Genomic DNA, 20,918 nt, shown 5'->3' on the forward strand with positions numbered 1-20,918 from the left:
GCCTTTCGTGCAGGTAAAGCACCCTAAGCCGGCGCAGGGTCAACGCTTTTTCGGTTTGCCCTTGGGCTTTTTCTTCGCCTTGGACAGCGGCAACGCCTGCTCGAAAGCCTGGCGCACTTCGTTCAGGCGCTTTTCGTTGAGATCATGGATGCGCTTGTCGCGCTCGGCGCTGAAGTCGATCAGCTTGTCATCGTGGCTCATATCTACGACCGGATCAGGCGGAAAGTCAGATTCAGGCGCGGCGCACAGGCTTGGCGCGTCTTCGCGACTGGGTGTCGCCAATGATGCTGCGTCGTGCCGGCCATGACCAGCAGAGATCCATGGCCCAGTGCCAGCGAGTGCTCGATGCGCGTCTGATGGCGGAACGCAGCCTGGCGCTGCCACGGATTTCGGGACAGACCAATACCCGAAGTCCTATCTGGGTCATGGGCGATTGAGCCTCCAGGCCATCCTCTTCGACTTTTTTTCCTGGGATAGTAAACAACCGTCCTGGTACACCAGAACTTGGCTACCTTGCGCGGTGTACACAACCAAACCATTCGGCAGGTACTCCACGTCTATAGCGGCCTCTGGGTCACCGCCACCGGCGACTATATGAATCATTGCGCCGCTCTCGATCCAGAATTCGCTGGATTTTGGCTCAAGCACCAGTAATGCCTTTTTACTGGCACCATTGATGAATCTGAACTCTCGAAAATTACTCATCCCGATGTCCTCTGACAAAAAGTCAATGGCGCTATAGAGCCTTAATCCGACTAGAGAAATAGGCTCTCACGACTGGCTTTTCCTAATTGCCTCCAACTCTTACGAATTACCCCCGGCAACTCACAAAACCCTTAAGGTTTTGTGAGCAATAGGCCTTACCCACCTTGCAGGGGGCGGCCAGGTAATCCAGCGACTACTTGCAATTGGATCGGGGGCTAATGGGTGCTCAGCACAAGGCCTCCTCTGTGAGCCTGTGCTTGGCGGACAGCGGCACCGCGCGCACTTGATCGCCGGCGGTGAGTTGCAGGCGTTTGGCGGTCTGCTGATCGACCACCAGCGTGCCGGCCGCGACTCGCGCAGGAGCGGCGGTGATCCGGCAACCGGCCAACTGACGATTGTGGATCAGATAGGGGGGGGCATCCTCCCCGGGCGTGCCAATCGCCAGCACCAGCGCCTGGCTGTCGCGCACGGCACGGATATTGGCCGTCTCGCATTCGATCAGCGGGCCGCCGTCGAAGATGTCGATGAAGTCCTGATGCCTGAAGCCTTCGGCCTTGAGCATGCCCAGCGCGGGTTCGGTGTTGGGATGCACACGGCCAATTACCGCCCGGGCGGCTTCCGGCAGGAAGCAGGTGTAGAACGGGAACTTGGGCATCAACTCGGCGATAAAGGCCTTGTTGCCGATGCCGGTCAGGTAGTCGGCGCGGGAAAAATCCATCTTGAAGAAATGCCGGCCCAACCCCTCCCAGAAGGGCGATACGCCCTGGGCATCGGAGTAACCGCGCATCTCGGCGATGACCTTGTCACCGAACAGCTCGGGGAACTCGGCGAGGAACAGGAAGCGCGCCTTGGACAACAGCCGACCGTTGAGTCCGCTGCGGTGTCCGGCATGCAGGAACAGTGAGCACAGCTCGGAGTTCCCGGTCATGTCGTTGCCCAGGAACAGGGTGGGCATTTGTCGATTGATGCTCAGGCTCTGCGAGGCCCCCACGGTGAGGCCCACGCGAAAGTTGTACCAGGGCTCGCGCAGGCCCACCGCGCCTGCCAGGGCGGAAATGCCGACGACTTCGCCGGCATCGCTTTCCAGCACGAACAGATAGTCGGCATCCGCTCGCTCCGCCTCTCCGGCAAAGGTTTTCTCCGCCCAGCTGACCCGGTGTTCCAGGCGCGCTGGATCAGCCGGCAGCGTGGTCAGGCCCGTACCGGCACTGCGCGCCAACTCGAGCAAAGCCGGCAGATCCGCACGGCACACGGGACGAACGATCATGCTGCTTCCTCCATTGCTATCAAGCGAAGGGTGTCGCCCTCATCGAGCAAAAGCGCCGCCGCCGTGGACGGCGACAGGGTCAACGGCCCCCCTTCCTGCCAGTGCAATTGCGTGACAGTCGCACGGAATTCCCCGAGCTTCTGGTTGCTCAGCAGGTAGGCTTTGCCATCGGCAGCCACGGGGCCCAGGCGAACGGTGGCCAAGCGACTCCGAGCGATACTGCGAAGCGTCGAGGTCTGGGCCTGCAGCGTCGGGCCTGCGTCGAATACGTCGACATAGCGCTCGGTCTCGAATCCCTCGCGCCGCAACAACTCGAAGGTCGCTTGCGCCTGCGGATGGACCCGCCCCAGTACCGCCTGGGCGCTTTCGCTGAGCAAGGGCACATAGATCGGGTAGCGCGGCAGCAATTCGGCCAGGAAGGTACGTTTGCCTTGCCCGCACAGCAGTTCCGCCGTTGCGTAATCCATGTCGAAAAAGTTCCGCCCCAGCGCTTCCCAGAATGCGGAGTTACCGCTCGAGTCACTCTGCCCCACCATTTCGGCGACTATCCTGCGGCTGAACAGCTGAGGCCGTGCGGCGATGAACATGAGTCGCGCACGAGAAGTCAGCTCGGCAAATGGCCCGCCGACCAGCTCATCCTGCACGTGGAAACTGCTCAGCAGAGAGCTGCCGCTGAGGTCCTGGCACAGCGCTAGGACACCCACCTTATTCTTGACCTGCAACTTCGCAGAGGCATGCACGAAGACCTCGTTGCGAAAGCTGTAGAACGGCTCGAGTACCCCGACTCTTGCCGTCAACGCAGAACAGCCGAGCAACTCGCCGCTGGCCAGATCCTCCAGCACGAAGAAATAGCTGGCTTCGTCTCCTGCGCTTTGAGGGTCTTGAAATGACGCTTGCGAATGCCGCAGTTTTTGCTCGAGGGCGGCCAGGTCATTCGGCAGCGAGGCGACCCCCAGCAGGCTCTGTTTTGCCAGACTCTCTACTTGCGGCAGGTCGGCCATGCGTGCCGGTCGAATGATGTGCATGGGCTCACTCCCGACCCGCTGTGCTGGTTAGGCTGGAAAGCGCACGCTCGAATCGCGCCAACCCCTCGTCGATGTCGGCCGCAGACACAATCAAGCTGGGGGCGAAGCGCAGCACATCCGGGCCGGCCTGCAGCATCAACAGGCCTTCCTTGGCAGCCGCATTCAGTACGTCCTTGGCTCGCCCGCGCCAGCTGTCGTTGAGCACGCAGCCGATCAGCAGACCGAGCCCGCGCACTTCGCCGAACACGCCATAGTGCTCAGCCAACTGTGCCAGGCGACTGTTGAAATGCTCCGCGCGCTGTTTGACGCCGTCGAGCAGTGCCGGGTCGTTCACCAGGTCGAACACCGCCTCGGCTACCGCACAGCCCAGCGGGTTGCCGCCGTAGGTGGTGCCATGGGAACCCGCCACCAGATGTTGAGCCAGATCCTCACGAGTCAGCATGGCGCCAATCGGGAACCCACCGCCCAGGCTCTTGGCGCTGGTCAGGATGTCCGGCGCAACGCCGAAATGCTGATAGGCGAACAGTTCTCCGCAGCGCCCCACCCCGGTCTGCACCTCATCGAAAATCAGCAGTGCGTTGAATTGGTCGCAGAGGCGCCGAGCACCGTGCAGGTAGGAACGCTCCGCCGGCAGCACGCCACCCTCCCCCTGTATCGGCTCGAGCACCACGGCGCAGGTCCGCTCCGAAATCGCCTGCCGCAGCGCGTCAAGATCGTTGAAGGGTACATGGCTGATGCCTTCGATCCTCGGCCCGAAGCCATCGGAAAACTTAGGCTGGCCGCCAACGCTGACGGTGAACAGGGTTCTGCCGTGGAAGCTGTTCAGGGCTGCGATGATTTCGTATTTCTGCGCGCCGTAGCGGTCATGCGCCACGCGCCGGGCCAGCTTGAATGCGGCCTCGTTGGCCTCCGCCCCGGAGTTGCAGAAGAAGGCTCGGTCGGCGAATGTCGCCTCCACCATCTTGCGCGCCAGACGCAATGCCGGCTCGTTGGTAAAGGCGTTGGAGATATGCCAGAGCCTGTTCGCCTGCTCGGTGAGCGCACTTACCAACGCCGGATGGGCATGGCCGACTACGTTGACCGCTATGCCACCGGCGAAATCGATCAGCTCACGGCCACTCTGGTCCCACACCCGCGAACCCTCACCGCGCACCGGGATAAAGGGCGCCGGTGCGTAGTTGGGCACCATAACGCGGTCGAAGTCGTCCCGGTCGACCGGTGCCCGGTCCTTGCGCCGCGGCAGATGCACTTCGGCCAGCATGCAGCGGGCGCTGCCGCCACCGATGCGTTCGATGGTGTCGATGTTCACCGGCAGCGGCTTAGCGTGGCGCTCGATGAGCTGGCGCTGGCCGGCATCCAGGGAGTTCCATGCGGTGCGCGACATCACCAGAATCGGCTCACCTGCGTGGTTGTGCACTTCCAGCATGTTGCCGGCAAAGGACTCGAGCTGATCCCAGGTCAAGGCGAGGACTTCCTTGCCACTGGAGCGCAGTTGCGCCTCGAGAGCGGCGCGCTCCTGGGCATCGCTGAGCGCCTCCAGGCAGACCACCGCCAGGCGGCTGCCGACACTCATCATCACATTGGTGTGGTAGATCGCCACCCCGCCGCGGTCGACGGCGTGAAAGGCGCACAGGCGGTAACCCAAGCTCTCCACGAATCGGTGCAGGGCCGAGTCATGGGTCCGGGTCGAGTAGCCGGCGTAGCAGATGCGCTGCTCGCGATCCAGCACCATGCTGCCGGTGCCTTCCAGGAAGAGCTCCTCCTGCTCCAGCGCGGTGAAGTCGAGTACCCGCTCGATCGCGTAATCCCGGAGCAAAGTCTCCAGCACGCCTTTGTCGCGCTCCAAGCGGCGGTTGTGCCCTTGCATCGGATAGAGCACCAGAGTGCCGTCGGCATGGCTGCTCCACCAGTTGTTGGGAAAGATCGAGTCCGGGGTATGCGGGGCGACACTATCCTGGGCCACCAGTACCTCGACGCCCTGTTCACGCAAGGCCGCGACATAGCCGTCGAACTCCTCGAGCGCACGGGCCTGCGCCTCTTCTGGCGCTAGTGCGCGCTGCTGGAACCGGTTGTTTTCGGCGGTATCCAGGTTGAAGGAGAATCGCGTGGGCCGAATCATCAAGACGGTATTGGTCGTTTGCATGGGAGCCGCTTCGTGAGTGGAGAGTGAGGCGTCCATTTTCCCTTCACTGGTGCGGCGGACCCGGCTGATATTGATTGGGCATGCGACCAAGAACGCCGAAGGATGCATCTACGCAGCCGATTCGGCTCTTCGCCAATGCCAGGCCGCACCTCACCCAACCGCGTACCTGGGCAGACCGCGTCGGCGCGATCGCCCCCATCAGCGGCGCAAACGGCATTGCTGTCGTTTCCCCCTCATCATCAGCGCAATCCGCTGCGCAAACGCCCGGACTAGACACAAACGCACGGTGCCTATCCATGAGACTTCCCAGGCTGATCGGCATGCTCCGGTTGAAGCCCGCTGCAGCGGCTTTCGACCTGCGGACAAGGTCAGCGCCCATCAACCTGTATGGAAGCTAGATATGAAACCTTTCAACCTGAGTACCCTGGCCCTGGCCCTGGCCCTGGCATTGGCCGGCTCCACCCACACCCTGCATGCCGCTCCGCTGCTCGACCCAGGCACCGATAACCCGCCAGGCCACTCACGCATCGCCGAAAGCAACGCCTGGCTGGAAATCGACAAGGCCGCCTTCGAAGGCAACATCGCCAAGATCCAGCAGCGGCTGGCCGGCAAGAGCCAGATCTGCGCCGTGATGAAGGCCGATGCCTACGGCACTGGCATTGCGCTACTGATCCCTTCCGCCATCAAGATGGGCATCGACTGCATCGGTATCGCCAGCAACGAAGAGGCCCGCATCGCACGCGAGAAGGGCTTCAAGGGTCGGCTGATGCGCCTGCGCAGCGCCGGTGTGGGTGAGGTGGAGAATGCCTTGCCCTATGGCATCGAAGAACTGGTAGGCAACCTGGAAGTCGCCAGACAGCTCAACGCACTGGCCAAGCGCAGTGGCAGCAAGCTCACCGTGCACCTGGCCCTGAATTCGGCGGGCATGGGCCGCAACGGCCTGGAGATGAGCACGGCGCAAGGGCAGCGGGATGCCGTGACAATGGCCCGCATGGACGCTCTGCAAATAGCTGGGATCATGACCCACTTCCCGGTGGAGGAACGCGAGGATGTGCTGAAGGGGCTGGCGCGGTTCAAGGAGCAGTCGGCCTGGCTGATCGAGCAGGCCAAGCTCGATCGCAGCAAGATCCTCCTGCATTGCGCCAACACCTTCACCACCCTCGAAGTCCCCGAAGGCTGGTTGGACATGGTGCGTCCGGGCGCAGCCCTTTATGGCTACCCGGTCGGCGGTCATCATGAGTTCCAGCGCGTCATGCAGTTCAAGTCGCAGGTCGCCGCCGTCAACGCCTACCCGGCGGGCAGCAGCATCAGCTATGACCGCACCTTCACCCTGAGCAAGGACGCGTTGATCGCCAATATCCCCGCCGGCTACTCCGACGGCTATCGCCGCGCCTTCTCCAACAAGGCCTCAGTGCTGATTCGCGGCCAGCGCGCGCCGGTGATCGGCAAGGTCACCATGAACACCCTGATGGTGGATGTCAGCGCCATCAAGGGCGTACAGCCAGGCGACGAGGTGGTGCTGTACGGCAAGCAGGGCACTAACGAAATAACCCAGACGGAACTGGAAGAGATCAACGGCGCCCTGCTGGCCGACCTCTACACCATCTGGGGGAACTCCAACCCGAAAGTGCTCAAGGCCGAATAGCGGTCGGGGATTCCTGCAGTGAAAAGGAAGCGCCGATGCGCTTCCTTCTTAGCCCTTGCACCGGAGTTTCAGCTTAAGCAACCGCCGCAGCCACACGCTGCGCCCGATCCTGGGCGACGCACTAATGCCGGGCTACTCCACTGCCGTCTTGACTACGGCCAGTTCCGGGTGGCTGACCAGCTTGTCGATATGCAACTCGGGGTCGTTGAACCAGACCTCGGTGAGCACACGATAGTGTTCCATGTCACGGCAGCGCATGCGCAGGCCGTAGTCGAACGCCCCGCTAATCAAGCGACACTCGAGCACCTGCGGACAGCTGCGCACACAGGCCTCGAATGCCTTCTGCGCAGCCCTGCCACTCTGGTTCGACAGCGCCACCAACACGAGCAGGGACAATCCAGGCGTCAGTTTTTTCTGATCGATGATGGCGGAGTAACCGCGGATTACACCCAGCCGCTCCAACTTGCGGACACGCTCCAGACAGGGCCGCGGAGTCAGGTGGACTCGTTCCGAGAGTTTCTGGTAGGTAATTCGCCCCTCGTGGCGCAACACCTCGATGATCGCCTGATCTATGCGGTCAAGAGCGATCGACGAGTCCCCTGGTTCCATCATTACGGCTTACCTCACTTCAAACGGCCGGAGAGGAACTGCTGCAACCGTTCGCTTTGCGGGTTATCGAGCATGTCGGCAGCGCCCTCCTCCTCGACTCGGCCTTGATGCAAGAATAGAACCTGACTGGAAACCCGCCGCGCGAACTCCATCTCGTGGGTCACCATGAGCATGGTGCGGCCTTCCTCGGCCAACGCTTGAATCACCTTGAGCACCTCGCCAACCAGTTCAGGATCGAGCGCCGAGGTCGGCTCATCGAACAGCATGACATCCGGCTCCATTGCCAACGCGCGCGCGATGGCCACCCGTTGTTGCTGGCCACCCGAGAGGAACGCCGGGTACTGTCCGGCAACGCGTTGCGGCAGGCCCACTTTATCCAGGTAGGCACGCGCACGCTCTTCAGCTTCACCCCTGCTTAAGCCTAGGACACGACAGGGCGCCAACGTGATGTTGTCCAACACGCTCAGGTGGCTCCACAAATTGAAATGCTGGAAGACCATCGCCAGCCGGGTGCGCAGTTTCTGCAGCTGAGTGTCGCAAGCAGGACGCATGGCTCCCGCTGGCCCACGCATACGAATGGTTTCACCGTCCAGGGTGATGGCGCCTTCATCGGGTTGTTCGAGAAAATTGATGCAGCGCAGCATGGTGCTTTTTCCAGATCCACTCGCGCCGATCATGCTCACCACATCACCGGACTTTGCCTTGAGCGAGACCCCCTTGAGCACTTCGTTGTCGCCATAACGCTTGTGCAGAGACTCAACGGCCAGCTTGTACATAACGCACTCCTGCTGCTGTGCCCCTATGGGCACAGCACTGTAATTGTAGGTTTGGGTGGGTGCCGCTTGGGCCCCACCGGAGGAGATTTCGACTCAGCGGACCGGTCCGAGGAAGGCCATCCAACGCGTCTCGGCGACACGGAACAACCCGACCAGAGCGAAGGTAAGCCCCAGGTAGAGAAGTGCGGCGATGCCGAACGACTGAAAGGTCAGAAAGGTCGCAGCGTTAGCATCTCGGGCAACCTTGAGGATGTCCGGCACGGTAGCGGTGAAGGCTACGGACGTCGCATGCAGCATGAGGATCACCTCATTGCTGTAATACGGCAGGGAGCGACGCAAAGCCGAAGGCATGATGATGCGGACGTACAGCCGCCAACCGCTCAACCCATAGGCACGCGCCGCCTCGACTTCGCCATGGGGAATGCTGCGAATCGCACCGGCAAAGATTTCCGTGGTGTAAGCGCAGGTATTCAAGGTGAAGGCGAGCAGCGTGCAGTTCATCGCATCGCGGAAGAAAGCATCGAGCAGAGGCTGCGAACGCACCTCGGCGATTCCGTAGATACCGGTGTAGATGATGAGCAGTTGGACGTAGAGCGGCGTGCCCCGGAACAGATAGGTGAAAAACTGCACCGGCCAACGCAGAACTCGACTTTCCGAGGTGCGCGCGATCGAGAATGGCAACGACAGCAGGAAGCCAACGCCGATCGAGAAACACAGCAACCACAGCGTCATCGCCAGACCGGTGATGTCGTAACCGTCACTGTAGAGAAAGGGTTTCCAGTATTCCTGAAGCAACTCAATCATGACTATGCCCTCTGACACCCAGGTTGTAGCGCCGCTCGAGCCAACGCAGCACAAGGTTGGAAGCACTGGTGATAAGCAGGTAAAGCAGTGCCGCAAGAATCAGGAAATAGAGCATGTTGAAGGTGCTCTTACCGGCGTCCTGGGCCGCCTTGACCACATCGGAAAGCCCGATGATCGAGACCAGAGCGGTGGCCTTGAGCAGCACCAGCCAGTTATTGCCCAGACTGGGCAAGGCATAGCGCATCATTTGGGGAAAGAGCACATGGACGAACCGCTGGATACGGCTAAGACCAAATGCGGTGGCCGCCTCCAGCTGACCCCGCGGCACGGAAACAATGGCGCCACGAAAGGTCTCGGTGAAGTAGGCACCATAGATGAATCCAAGGGTCACGATGCCGGCACCGAAGGGATCGATCTCGATATAGGCCCAACCCATGGCCTCCGTGAGGCTGCTCAGCCAGCCCTGCAAGCTGTAGAAAATCAACAGCATCAGCACCAGGTCGGGTATTCCACGGATCAGGGTCGTATACAGGGTTGCCGGGATGCGCAGGATGGCCAGTGGCGAAAGTTTGGCTGCGGCGCCGAGCAGTCCGATAAGGATGCTCAGCGCCAATGACAGTACGGATAGTTTTACGGTCACCCAGGTGCCGTGCAGCAGCAGTGGGCCGAAGCCCTGCAAGCCCAGTGCGTCCAGGCCCAGGTATTGGATGAGGTTGTTCATGGGGGCTACCTAACTCGATACATTACGACGCTCCGTTCTACTTGGGAGGACTCCGGATCACTCCCAAGTAGATGGCTTGCGACTATCAGTTGCTGTAGAGATCGAGATCGCCGAAATTTTTCTTCTGGATCTGCTTGTAGGTGCCGTTTTCGTGCATGGCCTGAATGGCCGTGTTGAGCATGGATTTCAGCTCATCGTCACCCTTGCGGAGACCGATGGCGATGTCCGAGGGCACCAGGGGGTCACTGATACCCTTGCTGCTTTGGAAGTCCGCACCCTGCGGCGACTTGAGGAAGCTCAACTCAGCCTCGAGCATGTCTTGAATGGATGCGTCCAGGCGGCCGGAAACCAAGTCCGCATAAACCTGATCTTGATTCTGATAGGCCTTCAGTCGAACACCACCCGGGGCCAGTTTTGCCTTTGCGTAGGCCTCCTGGATGGTGCCTTGCTGGAAACCGATAGCCTTGCCCTGCAGTGACTCAGCGGTTGGCTCGAGCCCGGAACCCTTGCGAGTGACGATCGAAGTCGGGCCAGAGAACAGACGGTCAGAGAAGTCGATTTGTTTCTTGCGTGCTTCAGTTACCGTCATCGAAGACAGCACCGCATCGATCTTGCGCGCCTTCAAGGCAGGAATCAGACCGTCGAAGTCATTCGTAACCCACACACACTTGACCTTGAGCTCCGCGCAGATGGCATTGCCCAGATCGATATCGAACCCTTGCAACGAACCATCCGCGGCTGTTGATTCGAACGGTGGATAGGCCGGATTTACGCCAAAGCGTATTTCCTTCCACTCTTTAGCAAGAGTGGCGCCGGAGGAAAACACCAGAGCAATTGCAGACAAGGCCAACCATTTTATTTTTTTCATGAGTAGGGTCCCAGGTTTGATTAGATTTATCGTGAGTCAATGATGCGTTGATCCACACTTTTCGACAGGAGCAGAAAAACCTCTGAAGCACGAACCGCCGAAGCGGCGCTTTTGTTGTGCCTCGTGTTACACCCGAACATCACACCGGGATACCCCAGTTCAATCGAATCAGATAAAGGCAATCCAACTCGAGTTCAGGCGCAATCCAGAATGCACCCAGTTGAATGCGCTTTGGTGTCGTAAAACCTCTGTCTGACTGCAGATTTTTGCTGCTGGAGAGGCACGCGCAGCCGATTCTGTCGCAAAAAATCACTTCTCTGCTTCAACCTGTATTTACGACCCCTGAACGGCCATTCGCCAGGCAACATATTCAGCACCTCTTCGCAGCCCGCCTTTGGTCAGACTGTCGGCCGTTCGGACGCCGACTCGAGACTGCGCTCGCTACACTTTTGACTTAAGTCTCGCCGGCAAGTGCACTAGCGCCTTTGGCCTGGGCGCAGCGTTCCGTTACCATAGTCGGCTTTTTCATCGCGGGAGACAGGCATGGCGCAGCAGTATGAACCGGGGCAACGCTGGATCAGTGACAGCGAAGCGGAGTTGGGCTTGGGAACCATCCTGGTACAGGACGGCCGCATGCTCACCGTGCTCTACCCGGCCACTGGCGAGACCCGCCAGTATGCGACGCGCAATGCTCCGCTGACGCGGGTACGCTTCTCCCCCGGCGATGAGATCACTCACTTCGAAGGCTGGAAGCTGACCGTTCAGGAAGTCGACGACGTCGACGGCCTGTTGGTCTACCACGGCCTCAACGGACAGCACACAAGCGTCAGCCTACCGGAAACCCAGCTGTCCAACTTCATCCAATTCCGTCTGGCCAGCGACCGCCTGTTCGCCGGGCAGATCGACCCGCTGCCCTGGTTCGCCCTGCGCTACCACACCCTCGAACACACCAGCCGCCTGCTGCAGTCCTCGCTCTGGGGCCTGGGTGGCGTGCGTGCCCAACCGATCCCGCATCAGCTGCATATCGCTCGCGAAGTGGCCGACCGCATCGCCCCGCGGGTCTTGCTGGCGGACGAAGTCGGCCTGGGCAAAACCATCGAAGCCGGTTTGGTCATCCACCGCCAACTGCTCTCCGGGCGCGCCAGCCGGGTGTTGATCCTGGTGCCGGAAAACCTCCAGCACCAGTGGCTGGTGGAGATGCGCCGGCGTTTCAACCTGGACGTCGCGCTGTTCGACACCGAACGCTTCATCGAAAGCGATGCCGACAACCCCTTCGAGGATTGCCAGTTGGCCCTGGTGGCCCTGGAATGGCTGTGCGAAGACGAGCGCGCCCAAGATGCACTGTTCGCCGCCGGCTGGGACCTGCTGGTGGTCGACGAAGCGCACCACCTGGTCTGGCACCCGGAGCAGGCCAGCCCGCAATACGCACTGGTCGAGCAACTGGCGGAAGTCATCCCCGGCGTCCTGCTGCTCACCGCCACCCCCGAACAACTCGGCCAGGACAGCCACTTCGCGCGCCTGCGGCTGCTCGACCCGAACCGCTTCCATGACCTCGAGGCCTTCCGTGCCGAAAGCGCCAACTACCGGCCAGTCGCCGAGGCGGTGCAGGAATTGCTCGATCAGGGCCGCCTCTCCCCCGTGGCGCACCAGACCATCCATGACTTCCTCGGCGCCGAAGGCGAGACCTTGCTCGCCGCCGTCAACGCCGGCGACAGCGAGGCTTCGCCCCGTCTGATCCGCGAACTGCTCGACCGCCACGGCACCGGCCGCCTGCTGTTCCGCAACACCCGTGCCGCGGTGCAGGGTTTCCCCGAGCGCGAGCTGCACCCCTATCCGCTGGAAAACCCGGATCAGTACCTGGAACTGCCGCTCGGCGAGCACGCCGACCTCTATCCGGAAGTCAGCTACCAGGCGCAGCCGGAGACCGGCGAGGAAGAGCGCTGGTGGCGCTTCGACCCGCGCGTCGACTGGCTGATCGACACCCTGAAGATGCTCAAACGGGTCAAGGTGCTGGTGATCTGCGCCCACGCGGAGACCGCCATGGATCTGGAAGACGCCCTGCGCGTGCGCTCCGGCATCCCCGCCACGGTGTTCCATGAAGGCATGAACATCCTCGAACGCGACCGCGCCGCCGCCTACTTCGCCGACGAGGAGTTCGGCGCCCAGGTGCTGATCTGCTCCGAGATCGGCAGTGAAGGCCGCAACTTCCAGTTCTCCCACCATCTGGTGCTGTTCGATCTGCCCTCGCACCCGGACCTGCTCGAACAGCGCATCGGCCGTCTCGACCGGATCGGCCAGAAACACCGCATTCAGTTGCACGTGCCCTATCTGGAAAGCAGCCCGCAAGAGCGTCTGTTCCAGTGGTATCACCAGGCACTGAACGCCTTCCAGGCGACCTGCCCGACCGGCAACGCCCTGCAGCACCAGTTCGGCCCGCGCCTGCTGCCGCTGCTGGAAAGTGGCGATGACGACGAGTGGCAAGCCCTGGTCGAGGAGGCCAAAGCCGAGCGCGAACGCCTCGAAGGCGAGCTGCACGCTGGGCGTGACCGTCTGCTGGAGCTCAACTCCGGCGGCGCCGGTGAAGGCGAGGCGCTGGCCGAAGCGATTCACGAGCAAGACGACGAATTTGCCCTGCCGATCTATATGGAAGAGTTGTTCGAGGCCTTCGGCATCGACAGCGAAGACCACTCGGAAAACGCCCTGATACTGCGCCCCAGCGAGAAAATGCTCGACGCCAGCTTCCCGCTCGGCGACGACGAAGGCGTGACCATCACCTACGACCGCAATCAGGCGCTATCGCGCGAGGACATGCAGTTCCTCACCTGGGAACACCCGATGGTGCAAGGCGGCATGGATCTGGTGCGCTCCGGTTCGATGGGCAACACCGCGGTGGCGCTGATCAAGAACAAGGCGCTGAAACCCGGCACCGTGCTGCTCGAACTGCTCTACGTCAGCGAAGTGGTCGCCCCACGCGCCCTGCAACTGGGCCGCTACCTGCCGCCGGCGGCGCTGCGCTGCCTGCTGGACAGCAGCGGCAACGACCTGGCGAGCAAGGTCTCGTTTGAAAAGCTCAACGACCAACTGGAGACCGTGCCCCGCGCCAGCGCCAACAAGTTCGTGCAGGCCCAGCGTGACGCGCTTAACCCGCAGATCAATGCCGCCGAAGCGAAGATCGCCCCACGGCATGCCGAACGGGTCGCCGAAGCCAAGCGCCGGCTGGCTGCGGATACCGAAGAAGAGCTGGCACGCTTGACCGCGCTGCAAGCCGTCAACCCAAGCGTGCGTGACAGCGAGCTGGAGACCCTGCGCCAGCAGCGCGAGCAAGGCCTGGCCATGCTCGACAAGGCCGCGCTGCGCCTGGAGGCCATTCGCGTGCTGGTCGCGGGGTAACCTGCTGCTGCGGATACCCCCGCGCTATTCGCCCGACCTAAAACGACCAGGCCCGCATCTGCGGGCCTGGTCGTTTCTGGCTCAGGCCGCTGCGGCGTCGGCCAGCGCCTGGCGCATGCTCGCCGCATCGCGACCGAAACAGCGGGAGGCCTGGAACAGCGCGAGCATGGTGAGAAACAACGCGATCGGGATCAGGTACAGGGCACCGTGCAAACCCACCGCCTTGAACGCTTCGCTCATCTCGGTGGCGCCGGCGGCAACCATCGCCGAATGGGCAAAATGGTCGGAGAGCAGCCCCACCACCACCGGCCCCAGACCACCACCGAGCAGGTACAAACCGGCAAAGAACAGCGCCATGGCAGTCGCGCGCAAACGCGGCTCGACCACATCCTGGATCGCGGTATAGACGCAGGTGTAGAAGTTGTAGGCGAACAACCAGCCGCTGCTGAACAGGGCCACGAACACACCGATGCTGGTCTGCCCCAGCAGCAAGGCGTAAGCCGTGGCCAACGCCGCGACTAGCATCGACCCGGCGCCGAACAACAGCCGGCCACGCTCGGACCTCAGGTGCAAACGATCGGCGATCCAGCCACCCAAGGTCAGGCCAACCAGGCCGGTCAGGCCGACAATCACCCCGGTCGCCACCGCCGCCTGCCCCAACGGCAGCAGGAAGTAGCGCTGCAGCATCGGCACCATGAACGAATTACAGGCGTAGGTGGCAAAGTTAAAGGTCAACCCGGCAACCACCAACCACCAGAAGGTGCGGATTGTCAGCACCCGCCGCAGTGGCCGATCGACCGCTGCGACCGCCACCTTTACCGTCTCCGCCGCACCCCGTTGCGGCTCGCGGATCAAGAACATAAACAGCGCGAGGGTCACGCCGGGCAGCGCGGCGATAAAGAACGGCGCCCGCCAGCTACCAAAGGCTTCAACCATCGCGCCAATGCTGAAGAAGGCCAGCAGCAGCCCGAGCGGTAAACCCAGCATGAACATGCCCATCGCCCGCGCCCGCTTGTGCGCCGGGAACAGATCGCCAATCAACGAGTTGGCCGCCGGCGCGTAGCTGGCTTCACCAATGCCCACGCCCATGCGCACCAGCAGGAAACTCCAGAAGTTCCAGGCCAGACCGTTCAGCGCGGTCAGCCCGCTCCATGCCAGCAACCCCCAGCCCATGATCTTGCGCCGCGCGCCGGTATCGGACAGCCGCCCCAGCGGCACGCCGGCCATGGCATACACCAGGGTGAAGGCGGTACCGATCAGGCCGATCTGGAAATCGCTGAGGCTCCACTCCAGACGGATCGGTTCGATGATGATGGCCGGAATGGTGCGATCGAAGAAGTTGAACAGATTGGCGAGAAACAGCAGGAACAGAATGCGCCAGGCATTGCTGGCTTGCGGAGCTTGCGGCATGGATCGGGCTCTCTTGTTGTTCTTAACTGGCTCGCTACAGCGCAGAACTAAATACACCCTCTGAGCGAACCATTGAGCCTGCAATCTAGAGCCTGCGCCGCAGCCTGTCTGCGATCATTCGCGACATAGATGCAAGAGCATGCAACAGCGCAGGCAAGCCCCGCCAGCGCTCGACAGCCAACCTAATGCGCCAGCGCCTTACCGATGCCACATGCCTGCTGCGAATGCTTTAGATCGACTGGATATAACCATGATTGCCAGATGTTTGGCATAGCCAACCCGTCAAACCTTGCAGAACCCGCGCACCTTCTATACTGATGCCAAGTTGCCACGAGCCCTGCCGCCAGATGGTGCTGGCTGCAAAACCTCAGGAGCATGTGCGCTATGGACTGGCTGGGCTTGCATTTTATCTCTGAACTGCCAGCAGGCGGGCAGCTCATTCTCCACTGTAGCTACAGTCCCTTACTGGTGTTTCTGGCTTATGTGGTCGCCTCGGCCGCCAGCTTTTCTGCCCTTAACTTAGCGGAACGCGTGGGCCATGCCGAACGCCACGGTGCACGGCTGATGTGGCGCTGGGTCGGCGCCTTCTGCCTGGCCGGCGGCATCTGGTCCATGCACTTTATCGGCATGCTGGCCTTCCAGGCTCCGGTCTCGATCCACTACGACATCCCGACTACCGTAGCCTCGCTGTTGATCGTCTTCATTGCCGCGTTGCTGGCCATGCACACACTGGGCCACGAGCACTTGCGCCCGCCTCAGTACTGGCTCGCGGCCCTCTGCATTGGCCTCGGCATTGCCGCCATGCACTACAGCGGCATGGCCGCAGTACGCTCCCCCGCCACCCAGTATTACCAGCCCTGGCTGTTCGCCTTGTCGATCCTGATTGCCATCACCACCAGCCTTATCGCCCTGCTACTGGCCCGGTATTTCCGCAATGGCGATGGTTTTTCCCACCAGATCTTGAAGTACCTGGCCAGCCTAGTGATGGGCGCAGCCATCGTCTCCATGCACTTCACCGGCATGTGGTCAATGAACCTGGTGGTTCCACTTGGCACCCCCTTACAACTGCAAACCGCCGACAACAGCCTACAACTGGCGCTGACCATCGGCCTGATAGCGCTGCTGATCATCGGTAGCGGCCTCAGCGCCGCCTGGGCGGACAGGAAACTGGAGAGCAAGGAGCGCGACTTGCTGCGGGTTAGCGCCCTGCTCAGCCAGCTCGAGCACGCCCGCGCCTCGCTGCAGCAAGCCGCCCACTATGATGTGCTGACCAACCTCCTCAACCGTCACGGTCTCAACCAGCTTTTCGCGGAAAAGCTGCAAGAGCATATCCAGCGTAACCAGGCCTTGGCGGTGATGTTTCTCGATATCGATCACTTCAAACGGATCAACGACAGCCTCGGTCACGATGCCGGCGACGAGATGCTCCAGGTGGTCGCCGAACGCCTGCGCAGTACCGTGCGCGGGCACGATGTGATCGCCCGTCTCGGTGGCGATGAATTCTGCATCCTGGTCAGCCTGCGCAGTGGCGATGAGGCACGGCAACTGGCGCAGCGGGTGATGGCGAAGATGAAAGACCCGATTGCCCTGTCTGGACGCAGCCTGGTGATGACCACCAGCATCGGCATCAGCCTGTTCCCGGCGGATGGCCAAACCTGCGAGGAGCTGCTCAAACACGCGGATCTGGCGCTCTATCAGTCCAAAGGCAGCGGGCGCAACAGCCTGCACTTCTTCAGCTCGCACCTGAAAGCCAAGGTTTCCCTCGAGCTGCAACTGGAAGAGGAGTTGCATGACGCACTGCAGACAGACAATGGCCTGCAACTTTACTACCAGCCGATTCTCGACCTGCACAGCGGCCAGCTCAGCAAGCTGGAAGCCCTGGTGCGCTGGCAGCATCCGCAGCATGGCCTGCTGACGCCGGATCGCTTTATTGGCATCGCCGAAGCCAACGGTTTTATCGCCGAGCTGGATGCCTGGGTACTACGCCGCGCCTGCCACGACCTTAAGCTGCTGGGTGACGCAGGCTTTGTCGAGCTGAAAATCGCGGTGAACTGCTCGGCGCTCAACCTCGGCCGCAATGAACTCGTGCAGGAGGTGCGGGACGCCCTGCTGAGCACCGGGGTGCAGCCCCAGCGACTGGAACTGGAGGTCACCGAGAACGCCCTGATGGGCAATATCAACCGCGCCGCAGAGCTGCTGCAGCAGATCCGCAAGCTTGGCGTAGCCCTCTCGATCGACGACTTCGGCACCGGCTACTCATCGCTGGCCTACTTGCGGCGTCTGCCGCTGGACACCCTGAAAATCGATCGCTCCTTCGTCCAAGACATCCCGGAATCCCAGCAGGGCATGGACATCGTTCAGGCCATTATCGGCATGGCCCACACCCTGAAACTCAAGGTGGTCGCCGAAGGCGTGGAAACACCACAACAGCTGGAGTTTTTACGTGAGTACGACTGCGACTTCATCCAGGGCTATCTGCTTAGCCGGCCGCTGCCGCTGCCGGTGCTGCGAGACCTGCTGCATAGCTTCAGCACGGCGCCCCTGAGCGCCGAGCCTGCCCCCGTGAGCAACTGACCTTGCCGCTTCTCCCGCCAGACCGCCAGCCAGCCAAGCGAGTCCTGACTGGCACTGCTCGGCCGATACTCCGCCGCCAACCAACCGCTATAACCTATCGCCGCCAGCACCTTGCGCACAGCCCTGAAATCAAGCTGTCCAGTACCCGGCTCGGCACGACCCGGGCAATCGGCGAACTGCACATGGCCTATCCGCCCCGCCAACAGCTGAATACCCGCCACCAGATTCAGCCCTTGCCGGGCCATATGGTAGAGATCGAACTGCGCCGCACAATTGGGGTGATCGACCGCACGCAATAACTCATCCAGCTGTTCCGGCGTATTGATCAAAAACCCCGGCAGATCCAGCGGATTGATCGCCTCACAGAGCACACGGATACCCAACGGCTGAAACGCCTCGGCGGCGCAGCGTAGATTGCCGACCAGGGTAGCTAGCGCCTGTTCGCGCCCGCAGCCCTCAGCCAGTCGCCCGGGCAGTACGTTGACGCATGCCGGACGCACCACTGTGGCATAGGCCAACGCCTGTTCCAGCGCGGCCTTGAACTCGGCCTGACGCGCAGGCACGGCGGCCAACCCAGCGCCGCCGCCGAGCAAGTCCCCCGCCGGCAGGTTGATCAGCACCAGCGGCATGCCCGTTGCCGCCAAGACCGCGTTCAGCTCGGCAGCCTGCACCTCGTAGGGAAACTGGATTTCCACCCCATCGAAGCCCGCCTCGGCCGCTGCGGCGACCCGCTGCAGCAACGGCAGCTCGGTAAACAGCAGGGACAGATTGGCGGCAATCTTCACACCTTTTTCTCCCGATACAGCTCCACCAGCGTCGCCGGATCGCGCTCGAGGTTGCCTTGGCTGCTGCCGTGCAGGCGCATCAACTGCGCCGCCAGGGCGCTCAGCGGTGTGGCCGAATCATGCTCGCGGGCAAGCTTTACCGCGGTATCGAGATCCTTGAGCAGCGTGCGAACATGCCACTTGATCGGTTCGAAGCGACTTTCCGCCATCTGCGGGGCGAGAATTTGCAGCGGCTTGGAGTCGGCAAAACCGCCGGCCAAGGCAGGCGCAAGCAAGCTGGCGTCGACCCCTGACTTCTCCGCCAGGGCCAGCACTTCGGCGATGACCAGCGCATTGCAGGCGACTATCATCTGATTGCAGACCTTGGTGACCTGGCCCGCACCGACCGCCCCCATGCGCGTCAGGCGCTGGCCCAGGTTCAACAGCATCGGCCGTACCCGCTCCACGTCCTGCACGCGGCCGCCGGCCATGATCGTCAGCGTACCGGCCTCGGCGCCCGGGGTGCCGCCCGACACCGGCGCGTCCAGCCAGTGCATGCCGGTGCGGCTCTCCAGCTCGGCCGCCATCTCCCGCGTGGCCGCCGGCTCCAGACTGGAAAAATCCACCAGCAGTTGCCCTGGCTTGGCCCCCTCGACCACCCCGCCGGCACCGAACACGACCTTCCTTACCACGCGCGTGTCGGCCAGGCAGAGCATCACCACATCAGCCGCCTGACACAGCTCAGCCGGGCTGAACACTTGCCGCGCACCGGCGGCCACCAGCGCCGCGCATTTGTCTGGCGAACGGTTCCAGACTGCCAGCGGATAACCGGCGGCGAGCAGGCGTTGGCACATCGGCAGGCCCATCAGACCAATGCCAGCGAAGGCGAGAGAGGGTAAAACGGCGCTCATGCAAGGCTCCAATAGCGGTGGCAAAGCTGTCATCTTAACTTTCCAGTAGGAGCGGGCCATGCCCGCGATGCTTTTGCTTGAGGAGCCTTCGCGGGCATGGCCCGCTCCTACGAAGAGCAGTAGTCCAACTCAACACAAACCTTAGAACTTAGACGTCGCCCTTCAGCAGACGATCAAGGTCCACCGGTTCGCCGGAGTGGGCATGCAGCTTCACGCGGATATCCTCGAACATCTCATCGAACTCTTTATGGTTGCGCAGGATCGGCCCAAAACTCGGGTGAAGGCCGTGCTTGGCCGCGATGCGCGTCGCGACGCTGGCGAAGTTGAAGGCCATGTCACGGCGCAACTCGAACTCTTCCTCGAAGGTCTTCCCCGCGACTTCACCAAGCATCCGGAAGTGCAGCAGCGCCCCCTCTTTCGGATCGTTACGCACCTCGTAGTAGAGGTCGATGGAAAACTCCGGCTGCCCGGTCAAGCCAGGCAAACCAGCGCGGTGCAGATGACCAGGTTCAAACATGACGGTGCTCCTAAGAATGGAGGACTCTCGGCTCTGGGCAGATCCGAGCTGTTCGCGGCACCGGGATGCGCCGCTGGCAGCTTGAAGGTATCGGTAGGCCCGCTCAGTCTAGCCTGCCCCTGTGCAACTGGGGTTGCACTGGGTCAGCGCGGCGACGGCCCTTCGGCTCGCTCCTGGATCAACACCCAGGGCGCCACCACCACCGCCCACAGCTTGGGGTCGCGTGCCAACAAGTCTTCGGCACGCCGCTCTTCGACCTTACTGACCTGCTCTGCCGCCAGCCAAGTCGCGACTTTCCCCTGCTCGTTCTGCGCCACCGCCAGTGCGACTTCGACCAGATCCATAGTCGCACTGACCCACAGCAAGGCACCGCGGGCGAAGAACGGTTGCAGTTCTTGCCAACTGATCGGCGCCGTTTCTCCAAGCAGCTTGGCGTAGAGGGTGCTAGCTTGTTCTGGTATGGCGGGTTCTGTCATGGCGTGCTCTGTTGTGAATGGCTGAGGTTGTAAATGGCTGAATTGCAAACGGGCGCAATGATAGCCTCGGTCATATTGCAAGCAAGCCGGCCTGACGCCGATAGTCAGCCGCAAGGCACGCCGTTTTTCTATACGTTTATTGCATTTAAGCGACATCAGCCCTTGCATCCCTCCAGTAGCGGCTTTTCAAGGCACAAATCGGCGCTCTACACTGCGCCGGTACAGTTGCCGGGGGTATGACCGGGCTTTCTACCCGGTTCTGCAGCTTAGGCCGCCAGGACTAACAACAACGACAAACATAAGAGTGGAGCAC

Annotated in this window: 20 protein-coding genes and 2 pseudogenes; 5 read left to right on the forward strand and 17 right to left on the reverse strand. The window is 61.8% G+C overall.

All coding sequences use genetic code 11. The features are described from left to right. Nucleotides 1-39: 39 nt before the first annotated feature. Together FFS13_RS19740 and FFS13_RS08955 are read right to left on the reverse strand one after the other, a co-directional pair. Complete coding sequence (locus FFS13_RS19740; RefSeq protein WP_171006456.1) at nucleotides 40-201, reverse strand: hypothetical protein; 162 nt, start codon at nucleotides 199-201, stop codon at nucleotides 40-42. A gap of 2 nt (nucleotides 202-203) precedes the next feature. After that, nucleotides 204-359: pseudogene (locus FFS13_RS08955) on the reverse strand (alpha-ketoglutarate-dependent dioxygenase AlkB); the annotation flags it as partial. Here FFS13_RS08955 and FFS13_RS19745 point away from each other — a divergent pair. Then, entirely contained in the window at nucleotides 282-437 is a 156-nt protein-coding gene (locus FFS13_RS19745; protein WP_171006454.1) for a hypothetical protein, read from the forward strand. The pseudogene FFS13_RS08955 and the gene FFS13_RS19745 overlap by 78 nt on opposite strands. Here FFS13_RS19745 and FFS13_RS19750 read toward each other — a convergent pair. The 5 genes and pseudogenes from FFS13_RS19750 to ctlX all read right to left on the reverse strand — a co-directional run. Beyond that, entirely contained in the window at nucleotides 424-705 is a 282-nt protein-coding gene (locus FFS13_RS19750) for a hypothetical protein (RefSeq protein ID WP_171006455.1), read from the reverse strand. The two genes, FFS13_RS19745 and FFS13_RS19750, sit on opposite strands and share 14 nt — an antisense overlap. Nucleotides 706-931: 226 nt before the next feature. Beyond that, nucleotides 932-1,972 (reverse strand): arginine N-succinyltransferase, encoded by a 1,041-nt coding sequence (gene astA / locus FFS13_RS08960; RefSeq protein WP_137818760.1) that lies wholly within the window; start codon nucleotides 1,970-1,972, stop codon nucleotides 932-934. Next, nucleotides 1,969-2,997, reverse strand: coding sequence for an arginine N-succinyltransferase (locus FFS13_RS08965; protein ID WP_137818761.1), 1,029 nt, complete (start codon nucleotides 2,995-2,997; stop codon nucleotides 1,969-1,971). The genes astA and FFS13_RS08965 overlap by 4 nt, the downstream gene beginning before the upstream one ends. Before the next feature lie 4 nt (nucleotides 2,998-3,001). After that, entirely contained in the window at nucleotides 3,002-4,258 is a 1,257-nt protein-coding gene (locus tag FFS13_RS19890; protein ID WP_137818900.1) for an aspartate aminotransferase family protein, read from the reverse strand. After that, nucleotides 4,253-5,248, reverse strand: a pseudogene (ctlX, locus tag FFS13_RS20065) (citrulline utilization hydrolase CtlX); the annotation flags it as partial. The gene FFS13_RS19890 and the pseudogene ctlX, both read right to left, overlap by 6 nt. 292 nt (nucleotides 5,249-5,540) lie before the next feature. Here ctlX and alr point away from each other — a divergent pair. Continuing rightward, complete coding sequence (gene alr / locus FFS13_RS08975) at nucleotides 5,541-6,785, forward strand: alanine racemase (protein WP_137818762.1); 1,245 nt, start codon at nucleotides 5,541-5,543, stop codon at nucleotides 6,783-6,785. A 132-nt stretch (nucleotides 6,786-6,917) separates the two neighbouring features. On the opposite strand, the gene FFS13_RS08980 is transcribed toward alr, so the two are convergent. The 5 genes from FFS13_RS08980 to FFS13_RS09000 all read right to left on the reverse strand — a co-directional run bounded on the left by FFS13_RS08980 (nucleotide 6,918) and on the right by FFS13_RS09000 (nucleotide 10,563). Continuing rightward, nucleotides 6,918-7,397, reverse strand: a complete 480-nt coding sequence (locus tag FFS13_RS08980) for an Lrp/AsnC family transcriptional regulator (RefSeq protein ID WP_137818763.1) — start codon at nucleotides 7,395-7,397, stop codon at nucleotides 6,918-6,920. An 11-nt stretch (nucleotides 7,398-7,408) separates the two neighbouring features. Further along, nucleotides 7,409-8,170 (reverse strand): ABC transporter ATP-binding protein, encoded by a 762-nt coding sequence (locus tag FFS13_RS08985; protein WP_137818764.1) that lies wholly within the window; start codon nucleotides 8,168-8,170, stop codon nucleotides 7,409-7,411. 93 nt (nucleotides 8,171-8,263) lie between these two features. Further along, entirely contained in the window at nucleotides 8,264-8,974 is a 711-nt protein-coding gene (locus tag FFS13_RS08990) for an ABC transporter permease (RefSeq protein WP_137818765.1), read from the reverse strand. Next, nucleotides 8,967-9,695 (reverse strand): ABC transporter permease, encoded by a 729-nt coding sequence (locus FFS13_RS08995; protein ID WP_137818766.1) that lies wholly within the window; start codon nucleotides 9,693-9,695, stop codon nucleotides 8,967-8,969. The genes FFS13_RS08990 and FFS13_RS08995 overlap by 8 nt, the downstream gene beginning before the upstream one ends. An 85-nt stretch (nucleotides 9,696-9,780) precedes the next feature. Beyond that, nucleotides 9,781-10,563: an ABC transporter substrate-binding protein gene (locus FFS13_RS09000; RefSeq protein ID WP_137818767.1), complete on the reverse strand. Its 783-nt coding sequence runs from the start codon at nucleotides 10,561-10,563 to the stop codon at nucleotides 9,781-9,783. A 543-nt stretch (nucleotides 10,564-11,106) separates the two neighbouring features. On the opposite strand from FFS13_RS09000, the gene rapA reads away from it, so the two are divergent. Continuing rightward, entirely contained in the window at nucleotides 11,107-13,953 is a 2,847-nt protein-coding gene (gene rapA, locus FFS13_RS09005) for an RNA polymerase-associated protein RapA (protein WP_137818768.1), read from the forward strand. Nucleotides 13,954-14,034: 81 nt separating this feature from the next. On the opposite strand, the gene FFS13_RS09010 is transcribed toward rapA, so the two are convergent. Beyond that, nucleotides 14,035-15,363, reverse strand: coding sequence for an MFS transporter (locus FFS13_RS09010; protein WP_137818769.1), 1,329 nt, complete (start codon nucleotides 15,361-15,363; stop codon nucleotides 14,035-14,037). A 384-nt stretch (nucleotides 15,364-15,747) separates the two neighbouring features. Here FFS13_RS09010 and FFS13_RS09015 point away from each other — a divergent pair, with 384 nt between their 5' ends. After that, the gene (locus FFS13_RS09015; protein ID WP_137818770.1) at nucleotides 15,748-17,937 is read left to right on the forward strand and encodes a bifunctional diguanylate cyclase/phosphodiesterase; all 2,190 of its coding nucleotides are present in this window, start codon (nucleotides 15,748-15,750) and stop codon (nucleotides 17,935-17,937) included. Here FFS13_RS09015 and FFS13_RS09020 read toward each other — a convergent pair. The 4 genes from FFS13_RS09020 to FFS13_RS09035 form a co-directional block, all read right to left on the reverse strand. Next, complete coding sequence (locus tag FFS13_RS09020; RefSeq protein ID WP_137818771.1) at nucleotides 17,835-18,722, reverse strand: hydroxypyruvate isomerase family protein; 888 nt, start codon at nucleotides 18,720-18,722, stop codon at nucleotides 17,835-17,837. The genes FFS13_RS09015 and FFS13_RS09020 overlap by 103 nt on opposite strands. Beyond that, on the reverse strand, nucleotides 18,719-19,612 hold the full coding sequence (locus tag FFS13_RS09025) for an NAD(P)-dependent oxidoreductase (protein ID WP_137818772.1): 894 nt from the start codon (nucleotides 19,610-19,612) through the stop codon (nucleotides 18,719-18,721). The genes FFS13_RS09020 and FFS13_RS09025 overlap by 4 nt, the downstream gene beginning before the upstream one ends. A gap of 148 nt (nucleotides 19,613-19,760) precedes the next feature. After that, complete coding sequence (locus FFS13_RS09030; protein ID WP_137818773.1) at nucleotides 19,761-20,129, reverse strand: DUF5064 family protein; 369 nt, start codon at nucleotides 20,127-20,129, stop codon at nucleotides 19,761-19,763. Nucleotides 20,130-20,272: 143 nt separating this feature from the next. After that, a complete protein-coding gene (locus tag FFS13_RS09035; RefSeq protein WP_137818901.1) occupies nucleotides 20,273-20,590 on the reverse strand; it encodes a DUF2288 domain-containing protein in 318 nt (105 codons plus the stop codon). Between the two features lie 48 nt (nucleotides 20,591-20,638). Here FFS13_RS09035 and FFS13_RS09040 point away from each other — a divergent pair, with 48 nt between their 5' ends. Continuing rightward, nucleotides 20,639-20,845 carry a hypothetical protein gene (locus FFS13_RS09040; protein WP_137818774.1) on the forward strand — a complete coding sequence of 69 codons (207 nt, stop codon included), beginning with the start codon at nucleotides 20,639-20,641 and terminating at the stop codon, nucleotides 20,843-20,845. Nucleotides 20,846-20,918: the final 73 nt, after the last annotated feature.

This window comes from Pseudomonas sp. 2FG, assembly GCF_005502935.1.
Classification (GTDB): Bacteria; Pseudomonadota; Gammaproteobacteria; order Pseudomonadales; family Pseudomonadaceae; genus Aquipseudomonas.